Origin of the sequence: Tahibacter amnicola, assembly GCF_025398735.1 — a bacterium.
Lineage (GTDB): Bacteria > Pseudomonadota > Gammaproteobacteria > Xanthomonadales > Rhodanobacteraceae > Tahibacter > Tahibacter amnicola.
On sequence record NZ_CP104694.1, the window covers coordinates 1,822,014 to 1,844,681 of the forward strand.

The 22,668-nt window shown below is 64.3% G+C and carries 14 protein-coding genes, 2 tRNA genes and 2 pseudogenes; 12 read left to right on the top strand and 6 right to left on the bottom strand.

Going from position 1 to position 22,668, the window contains the following annotated elements:
* Positions 1-14: 14 nt before the first annotated feature.
* Both N4264_RS07585 and N4264_RS07590 read right to left on the bottom strand, forming a co-directional pair.
* Complete coding sequence (locus N4264_RS07585; RefSeq protein ID WP_261696458.1) at positions 15-2,381, bottom strand: DUF1631 domain-containing protein; 2,367 nt, start codon at positions 2,379-2,381, stop codon at positions 15-17.
* Positions 2,382-2,464: 83 nt separating this feature from the next.
* Positions 2,465-2,743: a Trm112 family protein gene (locus tag N4264_RS07590; RefSeq protein ID WP_261696459.1), complete on the bottom strand. Its 279-nt coding sequence runs from the start codon at positions 2,741-2,743 to the stop codon at positions 2,465-2,467.
* A 62-nt stretch (positions 2,744-2,805) separates the two neighbouring features.
* Between N4264_RS07590 and purE the strand changes: the two are divergent.
* Positions 2,806-3,320: pseudogene (gene purE, locus N4264_RS07595) on the top strand (5-(carboxyamino)imidazole ribonucleotide mutase).
* A complete protein-coding gene (locus N4264_RS07600) occupies positions 3,317-4,450 on the top strand; it encodes a 5-(carboxyamino)imidazole ribonucleotide synthase (RefSeq protein ID WP_261696460.1) in 1,134 nt (377 codons plus the stop codon). Before purE ends, N4264_RS07600 begins: the two are co-directional and overlap by 4 nt.
* Before the next feature lie 61 nt (positions 4,451-4,511).
* On the opposite strand, the gene sodB is transcribed toward N4264_RS07600, so the two are convergent.
* Positions 4,512-5,090, bottom strand: a complete 579-nt coding sequence (sodB, locus tag N4264_RS07605; protein WP_261696461.1) for a superoxide dismutase [Fe] — start codon at positions 5,088-5,090, stop codon at positions 4,512-4,514.
* A gap of 168 nt (positions 5,091-5,258) precedes the next feature.
* On the opposite strand from sodB, the gene grxD reads away from it, so the two are divergent.
* The 7 genes from grxD to N4264_RS07640 all read left to right on the top strand — a co-directional run bounded on the left by grxD (position 5,259) and on the right by N4264_RS07640 (position 14,520).
* Positions 5,259-5,576 carry a Grx4 family monothiol glutaredoxin gene (grxD, locus tag N4264_RS07610; RefSeq protein WP_261696462.1) on the top strand — a complete coding sequence of 106 codons (318 nt, stop codon included), beginning with the start codon at positions 5,259-5,261 and terminating at the stop codon, positions 5,574-5,576.
* Between the two features lies 1 nt (position 5,577).
* Positions 5,578-6,333, top strand: coding sequence for an SDR family NAD(P)-dependent oxidoreductase (locus tag N4264_RS07615; protein WP_261696463.1), 756 nt, complete (start codon positions 5,578-5,580; stop codon positions 6,331-6,333).
* An 89-nt stretch (positions 6,334-6,422) separates the two neighbouring features.
* A complete protein-coding gene (locus N4264_RS07620; protein WP_261696464.1) occupies positions 6,423-7,028 on the top strand; it encodes a YhgN family NAAT transporter in 606 nt (201 codons plus the stop codon).
* A gap of 209 nt (positions 7,029-7,237) precedes the next feature.
* On the top strand, positions 7,238-8,977 hold the full coding sequence (olsF, locus tag N4264_RS07625) for a bifunctional ornithine lipid synthase OlsF (RefSeq protein ID WP_261696465.1): 1,740 nt from the start codon (positions 7,238-7,240) through the stop codon (positions 8,975-8,977).
* Positions 8,978-9,172: 195 nt separating this feature from the next.
* Positions 9,173-12,370, top strand: a complete 3,198-nt coding sequence (locus tag N4264_RS07630; RefSeq protein WP_261696466.1) for a TonB-dependent receptor — start codon at positions 9,173-9,175, stop codon at positions 12,368-12,370.
* Positions 12,371-12,914: 544 nt separating this feature from the next.
* Complete coding sequence (ppnN, locus tag N4264_RS07635; RefSeq protein ID WP_261696467.1) at positions 12,915-14,312, top strand: nucleotide 5'-monophosphate nucleosidase PpnN; 1,398 nt, start codon at positions 12,915-12,917, stop codon at positions 14,310-14,312.
* 132 nt (positions 14,313-14,444) lie between these two features.
* Positions 14,445-14,520, top strand: a tRNA-Asn gene (locus N4264_RS07640).
* A gap of 67 nt (positions 14,521-14,587) precedes the next feature.
* On the opposite strand, the gene N4264_RS07645 is transcribed toward N4264_RS07640, so the two are convergent.
* Complete coding sequence (locus N4264_RS07645) at positions 14,588-15,130, bottom strand: GspH/FimT family pseudopilin (RefSeq protein WP_261696468.1); 543 nt, start codon at positions 15,128-15,130, stop codon at positions 14,588-14,590.
* A 247-nt stretch (positions 15,131-15,377) separates the two neighbouring features.
* Between N4264_RS07645 and uvrB the strand changes: the two are divergent.
* Positions 15,378-17,413 (top strand): annotated as a pseudogene (uvrB, locus tag N4264_RS07650) (excinuclease ABC subunit UvrB).
* A gap of 14 nt (positions 17,414-17,427) precedes the next feature.
* On the opposite strand, the gene N4264_RS07655 reads toward uvrB, so the two are convergent.
* Both N4264_RS07655 and N4264_RS07660 read right to left on the bottom strand, forming a co-directional pair.
* Entirely contained in the window at positions 17,428-18,450 is a 1,023-nt protein-coding gene (locus N4264_RS07655; RefSeq protein WP_261696469.1) for a hypothetical protein, read from the bottom strand.
* On the bottom strand, positions 18,425-19,846 hold the full coding sequence (locus tag N4264_RS07660) for an MBOAT family O-acyltransferase (RefSeq protein WP_261696470.1): 1,422 nt from the start codon (positions 19,844-19,846) through the stop codon (positions 18,425-18,427). Before N4264_RS07660 ends, N4264_RS07655 begins: the two co-directional genes overlap by 26 nt.
* Before the next feature lie 242 nt (positions 19,847-20,088).
* Here N4264_RS07660 and N4264_RS07665 point away from each other — a divergent pair.
* Together N4264_RS07665 and N4264_RS07670 are read left to right on the top strand one after the other, a co-directional pair.
* Positions 20,089-20,163: transfer RNA gene (locus N4264_RS07665), tRNA-Val, on the top strand.
* A 314-nt stretch (positions 20,164-20,477) separates the two neighbouring features.
* Positions 20,478-22,589 carry a TonB-dependent receptor plug domain-containing protein gene (locus N4264_RS07670; RefSeq protein WP_261696471.1) on the top strand — a complete coding sequence of 704 codons (2,112 nt, stop codon included), beginning with the start codon at positions 20,478-20,480 and terminating at the stop codon, positions 22,587-22,589.
* The last annotated feature ends 79 nt before the right edge of the window (positions 22,590-22,668 follow it).

Below are 22,668 nucleotides of genomic sequence, written 5' to 3' on the forward strand. Positions count from 1 at the left end.
GCGGATCGTCGGGGTCAGGTGGCAGCCTGCTGCGCGGCAGCAGGGGACTTGGCGGCATGAGCGCTCTTGAGTCGTTCGACGATCGCATCGAGCGCGCGATCGAAGAGCGGCACTTCCTCAAGAATCACCACGCGGGCACTGGCCAGGTCCGAGGCCAGTTGCAGCGCAGTGCGGTCGGCGACCTTCAGTCCCTTGCGGTTGACGAAGAGGTACTTCGAGCTGATCGGGCTGATCCAGGAAAGCTTCGCGCGCTCCTTGGCACCCTGCTCGTCGGTGAATTCGATCCAGGTGCCGACCTTGAGCTCACGTACCGCGTTCGTCCACTGCTCATCGACCTGTTCGGCCGGGTGCAGCGGCGGCGGTTCCTCTTCGATCGCGCTCATGACGTTGTCCGCGCCGTCCTGGCTGACCATCGGCAGCGGATCGGTCAACTCCAGCGTCGGCACTTCGCTCACGCCGCCGGGATCGGTCGGATGGAGCAGGGCCTGGTAGACGACATTCAGCTGCTGCATCAGCTTGCGAACGTCGTTCTCGTCGAAGGCGACAGTCGCAAGCCCGTGTCGCAGCGTTTTCTCCAGCTGCGGCAGCAGTGCGTGAAGCCGCTCGCGTTCGGCGGCGCTGGACTTGGGCTGCACGCTCCACACCAGCTCGTCGGCGAAACGCAGCGCATGGCGCCATTCGTCCGACGTATCGCCCTGGCGCAGCAGCACCAGCACGAGATAGTTGGCCCAGGGGCGCGACAGCAGGTTGCGGATGAGATCCGGCAGTTCCCGGCTTTCAATCCGCTGCATCACTTCGCGCGCCGCCGTGCGACGCGCTTCGAGCAGTTTCTCGCGGCCGCGGGTGGCTTCGCTCGCGCGTTGCTCGGCGAGGTCTGCGCGCCGCTTGTTGGCTTCGACAAAGGCTTCGAAGTCGATGCGCAGACGATCAAAGATGCCCAGGTCGTCTTCAAAATCCTTCAGCAGCGACTCGACCACTTCGCGCACTTTGTCCTGCAGGCGGCGGTCGCGGTCGGATTCCTCCGACCACCCCACGCAGGCGTGCGCGAGGCTGTCGAGCAGCACGCGGGCCGGATGCGTGCGGCGGGCGAAGAGATGCTTGTCGAGCAGCGCCACCTTGAGGAAGGGAATCTGCAGGCGCCCGAGCATTGCCTGCATCTGCGCCGGAAGATTGCGGTCCTGCAGGATGTACTCGAATAACATGCCAACGAGGTCGATGGTGTCCTCGTCGGCGCTGGAAACATTGGCGCCGTTCTCGCCGCGCAGCTTTCCGGCCTGGCCCAGCAGCTCCTCCTTCATCTTGATCGCGAGCTGCGCGGTCTCGGCGGCGCTCTGCATGCTCAGCGCCTGGTTCTGGAGGATCGTCAGGGCCGAGAGCAGTTCGGTCGGATTGAGCGGCGTGACATTGGGGTTGTAGGTCAGCGGCACGTAGCCGCCCGGCAGGCCCATCGGGCCTTCGTTCGTATCGTGTCGACGCGTGGCGAGCAGCGCCCGCAGCGAGCTGTACAGGTTGGCCTGCATTTCCGCGGCAGCGGCATCGACCGGCATGTAGCCGCCGACAGCCGCTTCGGCGGCCATCTCGGCCGGGGTTTGTGGCATGCCCGGAACGCCGGGCGTGCCCGGCCGGGGTGCGCCGGGAGTACCCGGGGTGGCCGCGGGACCGGCAGGGGCGCCGGGGCGGCGCGCCACGCTGGAGCGCATCTGCGGCAGCACGCCGGCGTGCACCAGCAAGGCATTGAGTTCGTCGTAGAACTGGTCGAGTCCGCCCATGACATAGCGGTCGAACAGCTTGTAAATGATCAGGCGGACCGGCAGCCCCATTTCCAGTTCGCTGCTCGCCGTGCGGAAGGCCTGGCCGACAGCAGTCGGGCCGACCGGGCTGTTGGCGTCCTCCACGCGCTGGTTGGTCAGGGCGGAAAGCCGCTGGTTGACGGCGAACAGAACCCGCTGGAGACGGTTTTCGGTTTTGGCGACCATGCTGGCTACCGCCAGCGATTCTTCCAGTTCCTGGTTGTCGACCAGCGACAACGACAACTCGCCGCCTTCGCTCTTGAGGGCGTTGGGCTGGCGACCCGCCATGAAATCGACGAACTGGCGAGCCAGCTGCTCCTGGAACCGCAATTCGATCTGCTGGCGCTTCTTGCGCACCTCGCGCATGCCGTCGAAGTACTCGGCCTGCACCGCATTGCTGTCAGCCTTGCTGGCCAGGTCGAAAAGGGCGTCGTCGGCGTTCTCGAACAGCGTGGTTGCCAGCGCGGTCAGGCGCTTGAGCGCATGCGTACGGACCTGCCCCAGCGTTTCAGCCGGGCGCTCGCCGAGGGTCGCCGCTGCGCTGCGCTGGTTGAGGTCGACCACTTTCGGATTGTTGTCGTTGGAACTCATAGGCCGCATGACTTCGCGTTCTCGGCAAGCGGGCGGTACAGGGCAAGGATCAGAAACCGGTCACGTTTTTAGTGTGACGGGCGTCACAATTTTGACGCGCTGGGAAATCCCGTCAATTGCGTCGTGCCAATCGCCTCATCGGCCAGCATGACTGGAATATCGTCGTCGATCCGATAGATCACCTTACCGTCCGTCGTTATCAGACCCGCAGCAAAGGGTGTGCCTATTTTCTCGCCAGCGACACTGGCGACCTGGCCGCCCGCAATGGCGGCGTTGAGGGCATCGAGCTGGGCGCGGCTCAAGGGAGTGACGGGGGTCTTGGAAACCGGACAGCACAGTACGTCTAGCAGGCGCTTATCCACTGCGCATTCCTCTCTTGCATTTGCTACTACAATAACCCTTTTGCGAAGGCGGACCAATGAGCATGGCGAGCGCAGGCGAGCCCGCGGGAAACGCCGTTGTCGGCGTGGTGATGGGCTCCCGTTCCGACTGGGAGACGATGCAGCACGCCGCGGAGACGCTGACCCGTCTTGGCGTTCCCCATGAGGTGAAAGTGGTCTCGGCGCACCGGACCCCCGACCTGCTGTTCCAGTACGCCGAGCAGGCTGCCGGCCGCGGATTGCGCGCCATCATCGCCGGCGCAGGGGGGCGGCCCATCTTCCCGGGATGCTGGCGGCGAAAACGAGCGTCCCGGTATTGGGCGTGCCCGTACAGTCGCATGCGCTCAACGGCATGGACTCGCTACTGTCGATCGTGCAGATGCCGGCCGGTATTCCCGTCGCCACGTTCGCCATCGGTCGCGCCGGTGCCGTCAACACGGCGCTGTTCGCGGCGGCCATGCTGGCTCCGACGCATCCGTCGATTGCCCAGGCACTGGCCGATTACCGGGCCACCCAGACCCAGACCGTTCTCGACAATGCGGATCCACGCCAGCCATGACGACCGTAGGTATTCTCGGCGGGGGCCAGCTGGCCCGGATGTTGGCTTTGGCGGGCGCCCCGCTGGGTGTGCGCTTCCTGGTGGTCGACAGCGTTGCCGACGCCTGCGCCAGCCAGGTGGCGCCACTGTTGAAGGCGGACTGGCGTGATTTTGACGCGCTGGAGGAGTTTGCGCGTCGGATTGACGTCGCCACCTTCGATTTCGAGAACGTGCCGGCCGAAACGGCCCAGTGGCTGACCGACCATACGCGGGTCTTCCCCAATCCCCAGGCCCTGGCCATTGCACAGGACCGTCTGGCCGAGAAAACCCTGTTCAGGGAAGTTGGCCTCGACACCCCGGCCTTTGCCGCCGTCGACAGTCAGTCCGACCTGGAAAAGGCCCTGGAATCCATTGGTTACCCGGCGGTCCTGAAGACCCGCCGGCTCGGTTACGACGGCAAAGGCCAATTCCGCATCCGTTCCGCCGCGGATATCGCGCCGGCATGGCAGGCGCTGGGCCGCGTGCCGCTGATCCTCGAGGCCTTCGTACCGTTCGAGCGCGAGGTGTCGGTAGTGGCCGTACGCTCGCGTGAAGGCGAGTTCCGCGCCTATCCGCTGACCCAGAACTGGCACGCCGACGGCATTCTGTCGATGAGCCTCGCGCCGGCCCCCGATTCGGAGGCCCTGGCGCCCCAGGCCTTTGCGCTGGCGAGGAAGCTGGCCGAGCGCCTGGACTACGTCGGTACGTTTGCGCTGGAGCTGTTCGTCCACGACGGGCGGCTGCTCGGCAACGAGATGGCGCCGCGCGTGCACAACTCCGGTCACTGGACGATCGAGGGCGCACCCTCCAGCCAGTTCGAAAATCACGTCCGTGCAGTCCTGGGGCTGCCGCTGGGCGATACATCGGCCCTGGGCCTGAGCGTGATGTTCAACTGGATCGGCACGATGCCGCCGGCCCGGCCGGTGCTGGCCGAAGCGCGCGCCCACTGGCACGACTACGGCAAAGAACCGCGCGACGGTCGAAAAGTCGGACATGCAACGCTGTGCGCCATGACGCGCGAGGAAATGGCGGAGCGGCTCGAACGGGTGGCCCGGGAACTGGGGCGTGAGACGCAGGCGGCGCCGGTGCTCGATGTCCTGAAACGCGCCTGATGACTGCACGAAAAAGCCGCCGGGAGAGGCGGCTTTTTCGTTTTGCGGACAGGCGGTGCGCTTACGCCATCTGTGCGGCGACGAAATCCCAGTTGACCAGGTTCCAGAACGCCTCGACGTACTTCGGGCGGGCGTTGCGGTAGTCGACGTAGTAGGCGTGTTCCCATACGTCGCAGGTGAGCAGGGCGCGGTCGCTGCCGGTCAGCGGCGTGGCGGCATTGGAGGTGCTCACCAGGGCCAGCGAGCCATCCGGACGCTGTACCAGCCAGGCCCAGCCCGAGCCAAAGGTGGTCAGCGCCGTATTGGTGAACTGTTCCTTGAAGGCCGCAAACGAGCCGAAGGCCTGGTTGATCGCGTCAGCCAGCTTGCCGGTGGGCTCGCCGCCGCCGTTGGGCTTGAGGCAGTTCCAGTAGAACGTGTGGTTCCACACCTGTGCGGCGTTGTTGAACATGCCGCCGGAGGACTTCTTGATGATCTCCTCCAGTCCGAGGTTTTCGAACTCCGTGCCCTTGATCTGGTTGTTCAGATTGGTCACGTAGGTCTGGTGGTGCTTGCCGTAGTGAAAGTCGATGGTCTCGGCCGAGATGTGCGGTGCGAGGGCGTCGCGGGCATACGGAAGCGCGGGCAGTTCGATCGCCATTGGGGGCTACTCCTTGCTGATGGGCTGGGATCCTCGATTATAGGTATCCGGCCCGCCTCCGTGGGGCGTTGTGCCGCACGAAGGCTGCGGCACCGCTTGGGTCACGGCGGCGGCTGGTACAATGCGCGATCGGGCGCATACGGCGCCGGCATTACATTGAGGCAAGGAATGGACGTTCTGGAGCGCATCAAAACCACGGTGGAATCCAGCCCCATCGTGCTGTTCATGAAGGGTACGCCGCAGTTTCCGATGTGCGGCTTTTCCAGCCGCACCGCGCAGGCGCTGAAGATGGTCAATGCCGAGTACGTCTCGGTGAACGTCCTGGAGGATCCGGAGATCCGCGCCAACCTGCCGCGCTATTCGAACTGGCCGACCTTTCCCCAGCTGTTCATCAACGGCGAGCTGATCGGCGGTTGTGATATCACGCTGGAACTGTACGAGTCAGGTGAGCTCGAGCGCATGGTGCGCGACACGCGGAAAGCCTGACATGGCGACGCTTCCCGCAGGCTGGACGCCTGCCCCCGGCGCGCTTGCCGGCCGGACCGTGCTCATCACCGGCGCAACGGGCGGCCTGGGCCGCGCCAGCGCACTGGCCTGCGCGGCCGCCGGGGCGACGATCGTCCTGCTAGGCCGCAAGGTGAGCGGCCTGGAAAAGCTCTACGACGAAATCGAAGCCCTCGGTGCGCCGACGCCGGCGATCTATCCGCTCAATCTCGAAGGCGCCACGCCGCGCGACTATGAAGACCTGGCCGACACCATCGCACGCGAATGCGGTGGTCTGCAGGGCGTCGTGCACGCGGCGGCGCATTTCACCGGGTTGCAACCGGCAGTGGAAATCAAGCCGGAAGAGTGGATGCGCAGCCTGCAGGTCAATCTGAACGGCCCGTTCCTGCTCACCCAGGCGGTGCTGCCGCTGCTGCAGCAGCAATCCGACGCCAGCGTCGTGTTCGTGCACGATGATCCGTCGCGCGTGAGCCGCTCGTTCTGGGGCGCTTACGGCGTGGCCAAGGCCGCATTGGCCGGGTTGGTCTCCATTCTCCACGACGAAACCGAAAACTCGCCGGTCCGGATCCACGGCCTGTTGCCACCGCCGATGCGCACCGCCCTGCGCCGCATGGGGTATTTCGGCGAGAACACGATGGACCGGCCGGAGCCGTCCGAATTTGCGCCCGCCGTGGTCTATCTGCTCTGTGCCGACGGTGCTGCATCCCGGGGCCAGACGCTGGACCTGCGCGCCGGCTGAATGCCGCCATCCGGTGGCGGTGGTTGCGCGGCCGGCGCGCCACCGTACACTGCCGGGCCATTGCATGGGGGGCAACGATGGACGCTCAGATGAGCACCTTGTCGGCGGGAATCCTGTTGTTCCTGATCATGGACCCGATCGGCAACATTCCCGTTTTCCTCAGCCTGCTCAAGGGCGTGTCGCCGGAGCGGCGACGCTACGTGCTGCTGCGCGAACTGTTGATCGCGCTGGCGGTGTTGTTCGCCTTCCTGTTCGGCGGCCAATACATCCTGAAGCTGCTGCAGCTGCGCCAGGAGTCGATCAGCATTGCCGGTGGCATCATCCTGTTCCTGATCGGCGTGAAGATGGTGTTTCCACCCAAGGAAGGCGGCATCTTCGGCGGCACGGGCCAGGGCGAGCCGTTTATCGTCCCGATGGCGATACCCGGTGTCGCCGGGCCTTCGGCGATGGCCGCGTTACTGCTGCTGACCAACACCCAGCCCGGACGCATGATGCAATGGGCGGTCGCGCTGTTTGCCGCCTGGGGCGCCACGGCGGCGATCCTGTGGTCGGCCACCTTCCTCTACAAGGTGCTGGGCGACAGCGTGCTGACGGCGCTCGAGCGCCTGATGGGAATGATCCTGGTCGCGCTGTCCGTGCAGATGTTCCTCGATGGCATAGCGACGTACCTGCGCGTGGCGCCGCCGGCCGGATGACCACGACGGATGACTCGTCGCAGAAGTAATTGCGCTAACCCGGCGCCTGTCCAGTGGTTTCCGTTTGCGGCAGCCGGCCTCAGCGCGGCTTTGCACCGAACGGCGCGGCGGCGCAGTCCGGCGGTGCGCCCGTCCGATACCGGACTCTATTCAAACGCCTGTAACATGCCGGGCCGAGCATCGCTACGGTCCGTATGGAGAGCACCCCCGTGATCAGCGTCGAACGCAGCCTGTACGAGAAGTTTCCGCGGCTGGCCGAAGGCGTCGCGCGCAGTTTTTCGCAACCGGTCGTCGATCTGTTGCGCAAGATCACCTGCGAAGAGCGAATCAACGCCACGTTGTCGGCGCTGGCCAACCACACGGGCTTTGAATTCGTCGAGCAGGCGCTGGATTTGCTCGATGTGAGCTACAGCGTTGCCAATACCGATCGGGAGAACATTCCGGTTGACGGCGGCGTTGTCATTGTCTCGAATCATCCGCTCGGCGCTGTCGATGCGCTGTGCCTGCTGCATCTGGTCGGAAGCGTGCGGCGCGATGTCCGTATCCTGGCCAATGACGTGCTGATGCAACTCTCGCCGCTCAACACGCTGCTGCTGCCGATCAACGTGTTCGGCGGCGACGGCGCGGGTTCCGGTGGCATGCGTGAGGCGTATCGCGCGCTGGAAGCGGGGCAGGCGCTGATCGTTTTTCCCTCGGGCGAAGTCTCGCGCGTGCGTCCCAACGGCGTGCGCGACGGGCGCTGGTCATCGGGCTTTGTCCGCATGGCGCGCAAGACCGGCGTGCCGGTACTTCCCGTGCATATCAATGCGCACAATTCGGCGATGTTCTACGGCATCTCCCTGCTCGCCAAGCCGCTCTCCGCGCTGCTGCTCGCCCGGGAGATGTTCGGCATGCGCGGCGAACGGATCGGCATCAATGTCGGCCAGCTGGTGCCGGTGAGCGAGCTTGAGCGTGACAACGAAACGCCGGATTACGTCGCCAAGGGGATGCGCCGTCACGTCTACCAGCTGGCGAAGCGACGTCCCAATGTCTTCACGACGTCCACTGCGATCGCCCACCCGGAGTCACCGCTGGCGGTGCGGCGCGCCTTGCGCGATCGCGCCGAGATTCTTGGCCAGACCACCGACGGCAAGCGCATCCTGCTGATCGATTCGCAACCGGATTGTCCGGTCATGCGCGAAGTCGGGCGGCTGCGCGAAGTCGTGTTCCGCAAGGTCGGCGAGGGCACGGGAAACCGGCGTGACCTCGATGCCTTCGATACGTACTACCGTCACCTGGTGCTGTGGGACGAGGAATCGCTCGCCATCGTGGGTGCCTACCGGCTGGGCGAGGCCGGCACCATCGTTGCGAACCGCGGTATTCCGGGGCTCTATTCGGCGACCCTGTTCGACTATGCGCCGCAGGCCCAGGAATTTCTCAAGGACGCGGTCGAGCTGGGGCGCAGCTTCATCCAGCCGGCCTATTGGGGCTCGCGCAGCCTGGACTACCTCTGGCAGGGCATTGGCGCCTACCTGCGCAAGCGCCCCCAGGTGCGCTACCTGTTCGGGCCCGTCAGTCTCTCGGCGACACTGCCCCAGGCAGTACGGGAGCTGATCGTCCACACCCACGGCCGCTTCTTCCAGGATCCGGAACAGCTGGCCCGCGCCCGCAACCCCTTCCAGGTCAGCCCCGCTGTCGCCCGCGAGGCGGATGCCGCCCTCGACGGGCTGGACGCCAAGGGGGCGCTGTCCCTGCTCAAGCAGCAGCTGGCGACCGCCGACAGCGCCATCCCGACGCTGTACCGCCAATACGTCGACCTGTGCGAGCCCGACGGCGTGCGTTTCCTGGCTTTCGGGGTGGATCCGCAGTTCGGCGGCTGCGTCGATGGCCTTATCCGGCTGGACCTGACGCGGCTGAAGCCGGCCAAGCGCGCGCGATATCTCAGTGACCCGGATGCGTCAAGCCAATAAGCGATAGCCGCTTTACATTTCGGTCATCCATTGCTGTTAAACTCATGTTAATGGATCCGCTCGCGTACGGACTCGCGAGGTCCGGCTCCGTGGCAACACTTGGGTTATCAGGTCGCGCGGACGATGGGGAACATCGTCGCGCGGCTTTCGCATGACCAACGACTGTAACAATTGAAGCTACCAAAGGGTGAAACGATGAATAAGCGACTCCGTGTACGAGTCCTCCCGCTGATGCTCGCCTCGCTGTTGGCCTCCACGCCGACCTTCGCGCAGAACACTTCTGCCGCCATGTCGGGCCGAATCACCGACAGTTCCGGCAACCCCGTCGCCGGTGCGACCGTGGAAATCGTCCACGTTCCGTCGAATACCACCAAGTCCGTCACGACCGATGCCGATGGCCGCTTCAATGCGCGCGGCCTGCGCGTCGGCGGTCCGTTCATCGTTGATGCCGAAAAGAGCGGCATGGCCAAGGTCGAGAAGAAGGACGTGTTCCTCAAGCTCGCCGAGGACACCACGGTTGACCTGACCATGGGCGCCGAAGCGTCCACCCTGGAAGCCGTCGAAGTGACCGCCACTGCGGCCTCGACCGTGTTCCTGGCTGACAACAAGGGCCTGACGACCAACGTCAGCAACCAGCAGATCCAGTCGTTCCCGTCGATCTCGCGCTCGATCCAGGACTATGTCCGCCTCGACCCGCGCATCACGCAGACCGACAAGGAGCGCGGTGAAATCTCGGCCGCCGGCCAGAACTCGCGCTACAACAACATCAAGATCGACGCCGTTTCCACCAACGACGAATTCGGCCTGGAAGCCACCGGCCTGCCGTCGCAGGGTGGCACGCAGCCGATCTCGATCGATACGATTGAAGAATTCAACATTTCCACGGCCGACTTCGACGTCACCAATTCGCGCGCCGTCGGCGCGTCGATCAACGCGGTGACCAAGTCCGGCACGAACGACTTCAAGGGGTCGGTCTACTTCACCTACCGTGATCCCGACCTGATCGGCGAGAACGAGCAGGGCGTCGCCTTCACCGGCTTCAGCAAGCAGACCAACAAGGGCATGACCTTTGGCGGTCCGATCATCAAGGACACGCTGTTCTTCTTCCTGAACTACGAAGAATACGAGCGTACGGACGTGGCGCCGGACGTCGGCGTGCGCGGCTCGGGTGCGACCAACGAAGCGGGCGTCACCCAGGCCCAGCTCGATCGCATCATCAGCATCGCCAAGACCAAGTGGGGCTTTGATCCGGGCACGCTCAACCCGGGCGGCGACCTGTCGGACAAGAAGTACCTCGCCAAGTTCGACTGGAACATCAACGATTACCATCGCGCCAGCTTCCGCTACAACAAGATCGAATCGACCGTTCCGGTGCTCGAGCGCCTGACCGGTGGTCAGGTCTCGCTGTCGTCCTGGTGGTACGACAAGACCTACGACTTCGAAAACTACGTCGTGAACCTGTACGACGACTGGTCCGAGAACTTCTCGACCGAAACCTCGCTGTCGTTCAGCAAGTACGCCAATGCGTCGCCGACGTATTCGCAGCTGCCGGCGATGCACATTGCCGTGGCCGGCACCGAGGGTGCGGCCAACACCAGCGTCTTCCTGGGCACCGAGCGTTCGCGCCAGGCCAATGCGCTCGACGTCGACACGTGGAACTTCTACTGGGCCGGCGACTGGTTCGTGGGTGACCACACGATCAAATTCGGCGCGGATTACAAGAAGAACGACACGTTCAACCTGTTCCTGCAGGATTTCTACGGCAACTACGCGTTTGCCAGCATCGATGATTTCGAAGCCGGCCGCTACTCGCCGATTCCCTCTGGTTTCTCAGGTGGCCTGATTGGCGGCAACGCGTTTCAGCTGAACGTGCCCATCGGCGGCGATGCGCGTAACGCGGCCGCTGACTGGGCGCTGGCGCAGTTCGGCCTGTTCGTCCAGGACACCTGGCAGGCGACGCCGAACCTGTCGATCAAGTACGGCATCCGCATGGACCAGTTCATGACGGGTGACGAGCCGACCTACAACGCGGCCGTGGAGCCGGTGTTCAACTACCGCAACGACGCCACCATCGATGGTCGTCGCGTGTGGCAGCCGCGCCTGGGCTTCAACTACACCTTCGACACCGAGCGCTCCACGCAGCTGCGTGGTGGTATCGGTCTGTTCCAGGGCAGCAACCCGGGTGTATGGCTGTCGAACTCGTACAGCAACACCGGCCTGCTGTTCACGACCTACCAGACCAACCAGCCCGGCACGAACTTCACGCCGGATCCGTTCAACCAGCCGACCGCCAACGCCAACCCGCGCCAGACGCTGTCGCTGACCTCGCCGAATTTCCATGCGCCGTCGGTGTGGAAGTTCGCCCTGGCGTTCGATCACGAGCTGCCGTTCTGGGGCCTGATCGGTTCGGCGGAATACCTGTACCTGGACGTCCGCGACGCCGTGCAGTTCTCGCACCTGAATCTCGGTGCGCCGACCGGAAAGCTGCCGGATGGTCGTGATGCCTTCTGGCGCAACATCAATACGGCGTCCGGCTCCCGTTCCGGGGCGAACACGCGCTTCGGCGACGTCATCCTTCTGCGCAACACGCACGAAGGCAAGGCCAGCAACCTCACGCTGGGCCTTGAAAAGCCGTTCAACGACAACTGGTCGGCGCGCCTGGGTTATTCCTATGGCAACGCCTCGGAAGCCAACGTCGGTTCCTCGTCCGTCGCCCTGTCGAACTGGAACTCGCTGGCGGTCTACAACGCCAACGAGAACCTGGCCACGACCGGCGCCGCCGAGATCCAGCAGCGCTTCACCGCGGCCCTGAGCTGGCGCAAGTCGCTGTTCGGCGACTACAACACCACGATGTCGGCGTTCTATGAAGGCCGCGCGGGTCGTCCGTTCAGCTACACCTTCACCAACGACGCCAACGGCGACGGAAACTCGGGCAACGACCTGTTCTACGTGCCGGTCGATGCCAACGACGTGATCATCGCCGATGCGACCCAGGCCACGAACTTTTGGAACTACATCCAGAGCAACGAGTACCTGAACAGCCGCCGCGGCCAGGTCGTCAGCCGCAATGGCGCCCGCAGCAAGTGGATCAACCAGATCGACCTGCGCTTCTCTCAGGAACTGCCGGGCTTCTTCGAAGGCAACAAGGGTGAGTTCTGGGTCGACATCCTGAACTTCACCAACCTGCTCAACAAGAAGTGGGGCCACATCGACGAAGCGCCGTTCCGCGCCAATGGTGGCCAGAGCCTGGGCGTCGCGCAGTTCGGCGGCGTGGATCCGACGACGGGCAAGTACATCTACCGTTACCCGACCGCCGCCAACAGCATGATCACCAAGGACAACACCGGTGAGTCGCGCTGGGCGATCCAGATGGGTGTGCGCTACACGTTCTGATGCAGTCTCTGGTGGAGCGGGAATCCGCTCCACTGCTGTGGTGTGAAAAAAGCCCCGAAAGGGGCTTTTTTCATTTCCGGGCATAAAAAATGCGGGCGCCGGCAGCGATTGCGCTCGTTGCCTGCGCGGCAGACCGGCGATGCGACTTCCGTCTGGCCGCGAGGTCAGGCTGCGCGCATAGGCGTGGCTACTTGCCTACTTTGCTGTATCGCGAGCGAACAAGCGGTCACTCCGATCGGGCGATTGGCCGGGTCATGCGTGATAGCTAATTGATCTGTAACAATAAATGGCTGGGTCCGTACGGGGCTGGATCAGGCGGGCCGCGTGCGCGGAAGCCGTTGCTTTCAAGGAACTTGACCTCGACGTACGCTTCCGGAATGCTTGATGGCCCCATTCGTCGCCCTTGACGGGCGCGGGACACGGCGTCCCGCAACCACTCTGGCCGTGAGTCGTGCGCGATTCGCGCGAATCCCTCACTGCCGGTCGCTTAGCTCAAGTCGCCAGGACGCCCTGCGTGCCTGTCGGCGGAAGTCGACGGAACCTCATGAATCAACTCAGTAAAACTGCTCTGCGACCCCACACCGTCTCGGCGCGCATTTCGCCGGCCGCCGGCCTGGATGTACTGTCGCGCAACGAAGTGACCCGCCTGCGTGACGCTTCCCAGCGTGGCCTGCACGCCTTGCTGCGCCGCTGCGCGCTGGCCGTGCTGACCCAGGGGGTGGAGACCGACGATGCGCGCGCGCTGCTCGACCGGTATCCGGACTTCGATATCCAGGTGCTGCAACAGGATCGCGGCATCAAGCTGGAATTGCAGAACGCACCAGCCCAGGCTTTCGTGGACGGCCGCATCATCCGCGGCGTGAACGAACTGCTGTTCGCGGTGGTTCGCGACATTGTATACGTTGCCACGCAAATGGAAGCCGGCGGCTTCGATCTGGAAGATTCCTCCGGCATCACACATTCGGTGTTCGAAATCCTGCGCAACGCCCGCGTGCTGCGCCCGCATGCTGATCCGAACCTGGTCGTGTGCTGGGGCGGCCATTCCATCGCGCGGCACGAATACGAATACACCAAGCAGGTGGGGTATCAGCTCGGCCTGCGTGGACTGGACATCGTGACGGGCTGCGGCCCCGGTGCCATGAAAGGCCCGATGAAAGGCGCGATCATTGGCCACGGAAAGCAGCGGCGTAAATCCAACCGCTACATCGGTATCACCGAGCCGGGCATCATCGCGGCCGAATCGCCCAATCCCTCAGTGAATCACCTCATCATCATGCCCGACATCGAAAAGCGCCTCGAGGCGTTTGTCCGTGTCGGTCACGGCATCATCGTGTTCCCTGGCGGTGTGGGTACCGCCGAGGAAATCCTCTACCTCCTGGGCATCCTGCTGCATCCGGAGAACGCGAGCATCCCGTTCCCGCTGATCTTCACCGGTCCGCGCGAATCGGCGGCGTATTTCGAACAGATCGACCGCTTCCTGCGCCTGAGCCTGGGCGATGAAGTGTCCCGGCGCTATGCGATCGTCGTGGATGACCCGGCCGAAGTGGCGCGCCTGATGGTCAAGGGCATCGACAAGGTGCGCGACTACCGGCTGGATTCCAAAGACGCCTTCTTCTTCAACTGGGCGCTGCGCATCCAGCACGAGTTCCAGGTACCGTTCCGTCCGACCCACGAAAACATGGCGGGATTGAAGCTGCATCGCGACCAGCCCGCGCATCGTCTTGCCGCGGACCTGCGCCGGGCCTTCTCGGGCATCGTCGCCGGTAACGTCAAGGAAGAGGGCATTCGCGCCATCGAGCAGCACGGCCTGTTCGAGATCCACGGCGAGCTCGAGATCATGCGTTCGCTCGATGCATTGCTGCACAGCTTCGTCGAGCAGCACCGCATGAAGCTGCCCGGCGGCAGCGCCTACAAGCCGTGTTATCGCGTGGTCGTCGATTGACGACCCGCGCGGGGATGCGTGACCGGTGCCGTGGACGGACTTTGACGGATCCGTGCCCGGGGCCAGGGGAAAAAAGAATAAGAAAAGGCTTGACGAGGTAGGGTCAGATCGGCAAAATCCCGCGCCTCACATTCCCCGATAGCTCAGTCGGTAGAGCAAGTGACTGTTAATCACTGGGTCGGCGGTTCGAGTCCGTCTCGGGGAGCCAGATAAAAAGAAGGGGCCTGCAGCAATGCGGGCCCTTTCTGTTTTCCGGATTGCGGCCTTGCGGATCGTCACGGCGTACAGGCCAGCGCGAATCCCGCTGCTTCTGCCGCGAGCCGGCGCGTACGCCCCATATTGTTTATCACCAGCGCCGTTGCGTGCGCTGCTCCGCGTGCATCGCAGAACGTGATGCGTGTATTGCTGCCGGGACTCGATCCATCGCGCAGTAACCGGATGCGCTGGCGGCCGTCGGAAAGTGCGACACGGACCGTAGCCGGAGCGGGTTCCACGCCGGCCAGTGGCTCGTCGGCGTCGCGGAGCTCGTTGCGGTTGCGGTCTGCGTAGTGGATCCAGGATCCGCTCCAGCGTGGGCTGCGTGCGCACTGCCCGCTGCCATCGTCGGCGCAGAAGATGACGTTGACCGCATGCGCCTGGGCGGTGAGGCGCGCCTGCGCCAATGCCGTGGTGAAACGGTTGCGCGCGTCGGCCATGCGCGTGTCGGCGATGACGCCGGCGAATTGTGGCCAGGCGAGCGTGAGCGTGACGGCGCAGATCAGGAGCGTCATGACCAGTTCGAGCAGCCCGGCGCCGTGCTGGCGGTGGATGGCATTCATCGCGGCATTCCCTTGCATGGAATGCACAGGCTAGCGGGCCGGCTGCGTGCTGGTCAGGGCGCAACGGCGCGTTGACTGCTGGGAAAGCGCCCAATGACGCATCGGAAACGTCCGAGCCGCCGTCGGGCGCCACCCTGGCATCACGGTTCGCGGCGGAGTTCGCCAGGCTCCGGGTCGGTAAGACGATTGGCCGATTGAATCACCGGCGTATTGCCGTTACCTATAGCGTTCGATCCGTGGAGGCCGTATGACCGATCAATTCCAGCTGGTGGCGCCGTACCAGCCCGCGGGTGACCAGCCCAACGCGATCGCGCGGCTCGTTGAAGGGTTCAACGCGGGCCTTGCCCACCAGACACTGCTGGGCGTCACCGGTTCGGGCAAGACCTACACCATCGCCAATCTCATCCAGCAGGTGCAGAAGCCCACGCTGGTGATGGCACCGAACAAGACGCTGGCGGCGCAGCTCTATGGCGAGTTCAAGGAGTTCTTCCCGCACAACGCCGTCGAGTATTTCGTCAGTTACTACGACTACTACCAGCCGGAAGCCTACGTTCCGTCCAGCGACACGTACATCGAGAAAGATTCCTCGATCAACGATCACATCGAGCAGATGCGCCTGTCGGCCACGAAGGCCTTGCTCTCGCGCAAAGACGCGCTGATTGTCGCGACCGTGTCGGCGATCTATGGCCTGGGCGATCCGGACCAGTACCTGCAGATGCGCATGCACCTGATGCGCGGCGAGCACACGGACCAGCGCGAGCTCATCCGTCACCTCACCGAACTGCAGTACACGCGTGGCGACTACGAGCTGCGACGCGGCACCTATCGCGTGCGCGGCGAAGTCATCGATGTGTTCCCCGCTGAAAGCGAAACCGAGGCCTTGCGCATCGAGTTGTTCGATGGCGACATCGAAAACCTGAGCATCTTCGATCCACTGACCGGCGCCGTGCTGCGGCGCGTGCCGCGCTTCACCGTGTATCCGAAGACGCACTACGCGACCACGCGTGCGAGCGTCCTGCGTGCCGTGGATACGATCAAGGAAGAACTGCGCGAGCGCCTCGACGAGCTGTACAAGCAGAACAAGCTGCTCGAGGCGCAACGGCTGCAACAGCGGACCCAGTTCGACCTGGAGATGATGGTCGAGATCGGCTACTGCCAGGGTATCGAGAACTACTCGCGGCACCTTACCGGCCGGGCACCGGGGAGCCGCCGCCGACGCTGTTTGATTACCTTCCGCCCGACGCGTTGCTGGTGATGGATGAATCGCATGTCACCGTGCCGCAGCTGGGTGCCATGTACAAGGGCGACCGGTCGCGCAAGGAGACCCTGGTCGAGTTCGGATTCCGCCTGCCGTCGGCGCTGGACAACCGTCCGCTGCGTTTCGAGGAATGGGAGCAGCGCGAGCCGCGGACGGTGTTCGTCTCGGCTACTCCGGCGAAGTACGAGCTGGAGCGGACGAAAGACAGCACGGTCGAACTGGTCGTTCGTCCGACAGGGCTGGTCGATCCGGAAGTGGAGATCCGGCCCGTGCGCACCCAGGTGGACGATCTCCTGGGCGAGGTTCGCGAACGCGTTGCCATGGGCGACCGCGTCCTGGTGACCACCCTGACCAAGCGCATGGCCGAAAACCTGACCGAATACCTCGGCGATCACGGCGTGCGCGTGCGCTACCTGCACTCGGACATCGAAACCGTGGAGCGCGTGGAGATCATCCGTGACCTGCGCCTGGGGCGGTTTGACGTGCTCGTGGGCATCAACCTGCTCCGCGAAGGGCTGGACATGCCCGAGGTTTCCCTCGTCGCGATCCTCGACGCGGACAAGGAGGGTTTCCTGCGTTCCACCGGTTCGCTGATCCAGACGATTGGGCGCGCCGCGCGCAACCTGCGCGGCAAGGCGATCCTCTACGCGGACAAGATCACCGCGTCGATGAAGGCGGCGATGGAAGAAACGGAACGTCGCCGTGCGCGCCAGGTCGCCTACAACGAGGCTAATGGAATTACGCCGCGCTCGGTGGTGCGCAAGATCACCGACATCATGGAGGGCGCGCGCCCGGAACCGGCGGCCGAGAAGACGCGTGCGGCGGGCGGACGTGGCAAGGGCGAGCGCAAGGTGGCCGATACGGTTGCCGACTACGCCACGCTGACGCCGGAACAGATCGCCGCGCGCATCAAGAAACTCGAGGCGCAGATGTATAAGCACGCCCAGGACCTGGAGTTCGAAGAGGCGGCGCGCCTGCGCGATGAAATCCACCGCGCCCGCAGCCAAGGACTGATGGGCGCCTGATGCTCATGCGGTTGCTATCGCTCCAGTAGCCCGCGCTGGACCAGCGCATCGACCAGGTCGCGCGTGTATTGGGGCTTGTCGCGGTAGTCCGAATGCGATTGGTCAGGTAGTGGCGCGGCTTCGAGTGCCGGTACGTCGGCATAGTGCAGCGTTGCTGCCGGTGTGGTGGCGGCGAAACGGTCCCAGTACAGGCTGCGCGGATAGGACATCTGCGCCATCTTGCGCAGCGTTCCGGCCGTGGGTGTCTCGTAGAAGATCACCTTGCCGCCGCGCTGCTGGATGCGGCGTACCCAGTCGTTGACTTCGGCCAAGGGGGCCAGCCATTCCTCGGGTGTCTCAAGTGCCTTGGTGAACAGGCTGTTGTTGAGGTCCTGCTCGAAATGCGCCGTCAGTGCCTTGACGTCGGTCTGGTCGAAATGGATGTCGCCGCTGCGGTCGCGCCGAAAGACGTGGTAGCCCTTGAACGGGGCAGGGCCGTTGGACAGCCAGCGCTTGGCAGTCGCGGCAGCGCCGAAATCCGGGTTGGCAACGACGGCATGGCGCTGCCACACATTCAGCAGCAGTCGGTGCACGCGCCAGGAAAGGTTCCACTGGGTGCGGTAGTAGGTGTTGTGCGCCGCCTGCATCTCCCAGTAGCGGCGCGTCATGCCGCGGGCGTCGACGTCGCAGAGGATGACGCCCTTGAATTTCTCGTCGTAGGCCAGGTCGCGCAGGGTTGCCAGCGGATTGTGCGCGTTGATGGCCAGCATGACGGGCTTGTAGCGCGGCAGCAGCTGAGCGAGCAGCGGCATGTCCACGCTGAACTCGATGCGGGATGCGCCCAGCAGTACCAGCGGGATGCGCTCATCATCGTATACGCGGTCGCGCTGGATCGACCAGAGCTGGGGGGAATCGAGAAGGCCCGGCCGGTAGTCTTTTCCACGCCAGTAGCGTTCGACAGCAAGCGTAAGGCCGGCTGCCACCAGCAGCGTCACCACGCCGCTCAGCAACCAGTGTCCGCCGCGGGCAGGCTCAGAACTGGAAGTAGATGAAGGCATGGTTGTCTCCCGGCGAAAGCAGGATGATCCAGAGCATCAGCCCCAGGACGACGCCGCGGACGACAGCCGGCAGCGTGGCGACCACGCGCTGCAGGTCGCGTTCGCGCATCAGCCATTGGACGGCGACGACCGCGACAAATACCAGCAGAGCCAGGTGCTGCGCCGGACGTGTCGTCAACGCATCCGCGATGGCGCCGAAAGGACTGAACAGGCGGTGATGCAGTTCCCAGCCGGTCTGCAGGCTGCCGGCTCGGAACCACAGCCAGGCGTAGACGGCGCCCAGCAGCGTCACCATGCCATAGGCAAAGCGCGCCAGTGCGCCGTCGTCGTAACGCGCGAACCAGGTTTCACGCAAGGCGCGCTCCAGCGCCAGGAACAGGCCGTGGAGGCCGCCCCAGATGACGAAGGTCCAGGCTGCGCCGTGCCACAGGCCGCCGATCAGCATCGTCAGCATCAGGTTGCGGTAGGTCCGCCATCGGCCGCCGCGATTGCCGCCCAGGGACACGTAGAGGTAGTCACGCAGCCAGCTCGACAGGGAGATGTGCCAGCGGCGCCAGAAATCCGAGAATCCGATGGCCGCATAGGGACTGCGGAAATTGATCGGCAGCGAAAAGCCCAGCGCCAGAGCCGCACCGATGGCGCACGTGGAATAGCCGGCGAAGTCGCAGAAGATCTGGCCGCTGAAGGCGAGCAGGCCGATCCAGGCATCCGCAGTGCCCGCCTCGGTAGGCGTCTTGAACAGGGCATCGGCGACGGGCGCGAACACCGCATCGGCCAGGGCGACCTTCTGGAACAGGCCGATCACCAGGAGTGACAGCCCCAGGCCAAGGCCTTCCACGGTCGAGCGGCGCGCCGTTTCGATCTGGTCACGCATCTGGGTCCAGCGCACGATCGGGCCGGCAACCAGCTGAGGAAAGAACGCCACGTAGAGCGCGTAGTCGCGCCAGTTTCCGGTCGGCGCGAATTTGCGCCGGTACACGTCAATGCAGTACGAGACCGAGTGAAACGTGTAGAACGAGATACCGATCGGCAGGATGATGCCCAGCGGCGGCGGCTTGTACGTGATGCCGACGACCGCCAGCAGTTGCGCGAGGTTGTCGAGCAGGAACCCGCTGTACTTGAAATAGCCGAGCACACCGAAGTTGAGCAGCAGCGTCAGGACCAGCCAGGTGCGCCGGCGACGGGGATCCTCCTGCGCATCGATGCGCCGGGCGATCCACCAGTCCAGTGTCGTCGAACCGGCCAGCAGCAGAAGGAACGGCGGATTCCAGGCGGCATAGAACGCGTAGCTGGCCACCAGCAGCACGTTCTTGCGCCACGACCACGCGCCCACCGCGTTGTAGACGAGGAGGACGATGGCGAAGAACAGCAGGAAGGTGAAGGAGTCGAACTGCATCGTGCGGCAACAGGGCGCCGCCGCAACGGCGGTACCGGCTCGAGTCAGGGAACGGTCGAGTATAGCGGTATCGGCGCCGCCGCGATGGCGTCATCCGGGGTTGGGGAGACGGTCCCTGCCGTCGGCGTATTCCGCGCCAGTGCACACACCGAAGACGCCATGCCAGGCCGATCGATCGGCGGCCTTCAAACGAAACGCTTGTACTCCGCAATCGACTTCGCTATATTTCGCGCCCCTTCAATGGGCGCGTAGCTCAGCGGTAGAGCACTACCTTGACATGGTAGGGGTCACAGGTTCGATCCCTGTCGCGCCCACCAAGACATCAGTCTTCGACAAACGCCGGCGGAAGCCGGCGTTTGTCGTTCTGGTCACCGTCAACTCCGCTGCGGTGCCCCAGTCATCTTCCGTGTCGGACGCCAGGACCGGAGTTTCCCGAGTCGTGCGCCGCGCGCAAATTCGCCGGTTTCGGTGGCGAGCGGACGGGGCCGGCGCAGAGGGAATGAGCGCTATACGGCTACCGGATAGCCGGCTGGGTCTACTGGCCGATCATTTGTCCGCCGATAGATGGATGTTCCAACGCTGCTTTTGCGGACAATCGCGGGTTCTTAGCGCCGTAGTGTCCGAGGTAGTCATGCGTTCGATCCTTTTCCTGACCATTGGCCTGGCTCTTTCCTCCCCGCTTCTGGCGGCGGACGCTGCAAACGAAATGGCGTCGACCGAGACGGTTGCCGCTGATTCTGCGTCCCCGGAGGCAGAAGGCGAGACCCCGCTGGAGGCGGTCCAGGTCACGGCGACGCGTGCGGCCAAGTCGAATTTCGAAGTGTCTGGCGCGGTTTCGGTCGTCGGTCAGGACGAAATCCGCGAGCGCGCGGCGCTGACGGTCGCGGACTACCTGCGCGCGCAGCCAGGCGCGTTCATCCAGGCGACCACGCCGGGCCAGGCGATTCCGATCGTTCGTGGTCTCAAGGGCTCGGAAGTGCTGCACATGGTGGATGGCTTCCGGCTCAACACCGCGTTCTTCCGCAATTCGCCCAATCAGTATTTCGCGCTGGCTGATGCGCAGAATGTGGGCCAGATTGAGCTGGTGCGTGGTGCCTCGTCGACGTTGTACGGTTCCGATGCGATGGGCGGCGTCGTCCAGATCCTGACACCGGAAGAGCGCTTCGAAGGCAATGACTGGGACGGCCGTGGGCGTGTTCGCGCCCAGTACACCACCGGCGATCTCTCACGCGTAACCCGCGTCACTGGTGCGGTAGGTCACGAGCGTTTCTCGATCTCCGCCGGCGTGACCGCGCAGGATGTCGGCGAGCGCCAGCTCGGCAAGGACAGCGATCGCGTGCCGCACACGGATCTCAGTGCCTGGGCGGCAGATGCCAAGATGTTGTGGGCGCCGGCCGAAGGGCATGAGCTGATGTTGTCGGCTCAATATCTTGAACAGCCGAAAACCCCGCGTATTGACGAACTCGTTGCCGGTTTCGGCCAGACCCGCCCGAATTCAGTCGAGTTCTACTTCCAGCCCCAGGAGCGCCAGTTCGCCCAGGCCCGCTACACGATCGTGGCGGACGCCGGCTGGTTTGACCGCGCCGAATTCCACCTGGGCTACCAGAAGATTGTCGATGATCGCCGTACGCGCGAATTCGGCACGGTGAACCGCGAGCTGGAGCAGAACGCCAGCCGCCTGCGTGGCGCCACCGCGGCTTTCAACAAGGAAATTGGCAACCACGCGCTGGTCTATGGCGTCGAAGCCTATTACGACACGATCGACAGCGCCCGCCAGCGCCTGAATCTCAATTCGGGTGCCTTGACCGTGCGCTCACCGCGCTTCCCGGACGGTTCGACCATGGACAGCTGGGCGTTCTACCTCAATGACAGCATCTCGCTGGCGCCGCGCTGGCAGCTGGATATTGGCGGCCGCTACAGCAAGTTCGATATCGAACTGCCGGCCAACGCGCAAGGTGTCGGCGTGAAGCTGGAGCCGGACGACCTCACCGGCAGCGCCGGGCTGACTTTTCGTGCCACCGACGTGGTGCACATTGTCAGCAATATCGGCCGCGGCTTTCGCGCGCCGAACGTTTTCGATCTGGGCATCTTCGGTGACCGCCCGAGCAACCGTTTTGCCATTCCGAATGCGGATCTGGCGCCTGAAACCGTCGTGACGTGGGACCTCGGCGTGAAATGGGACCAGCCAGGCTGGCAGGCGGAAGCCTTCGTGTGGAAGTCGCGCTACAAGGACAAGATCACGTCCGTGGAAACGGGTGAGCTGACTGAATCGGGCCGGATCATCGTGACCAACCGCAACGTCACCGAGCTGGATCTCTGGGGCGTGGAGGCCGGGCTGCGCTGGTACATGAGCCCGTCGACCGAGGTGTTCGGCGTGCTCAACTACACGCGGGGCGAAGAAACCTATGCGGGCGATTCCTACGACGCGGACCGCATTCCGCCGCTCAATGGCCGGGTGGGCGTGCTCCATCGCCTCACGGGCGCGGTTTCTGTGGAAGGTTACGCCCTCTACGCGGCGCGCCAGGATCGCCTGAGCCCGCGCGACGAAACGGATCCGCGTGTCAATCCCGCCGGTACTGCGGGCTGGAACACGCTGAACGCGCGCCTGGCCTGGGATTTCGCCGACCAGGCAACCCTCGGCCTGCGTCTGGAAAACCTGGCTGACCGCCGCTACCGCGAGCATGGCTCGGGCCTGGACGAGATGGGTCGCAGCGCGACCGTTACCCTCGACTGGGCGTTCTGATCGCCGGAAAATCCCTCGCGCGCCGGGCGACCGGCCCGGTGCGCGTTGACAGGGTCCGTTTCATCTTTTAGCGTTCCGC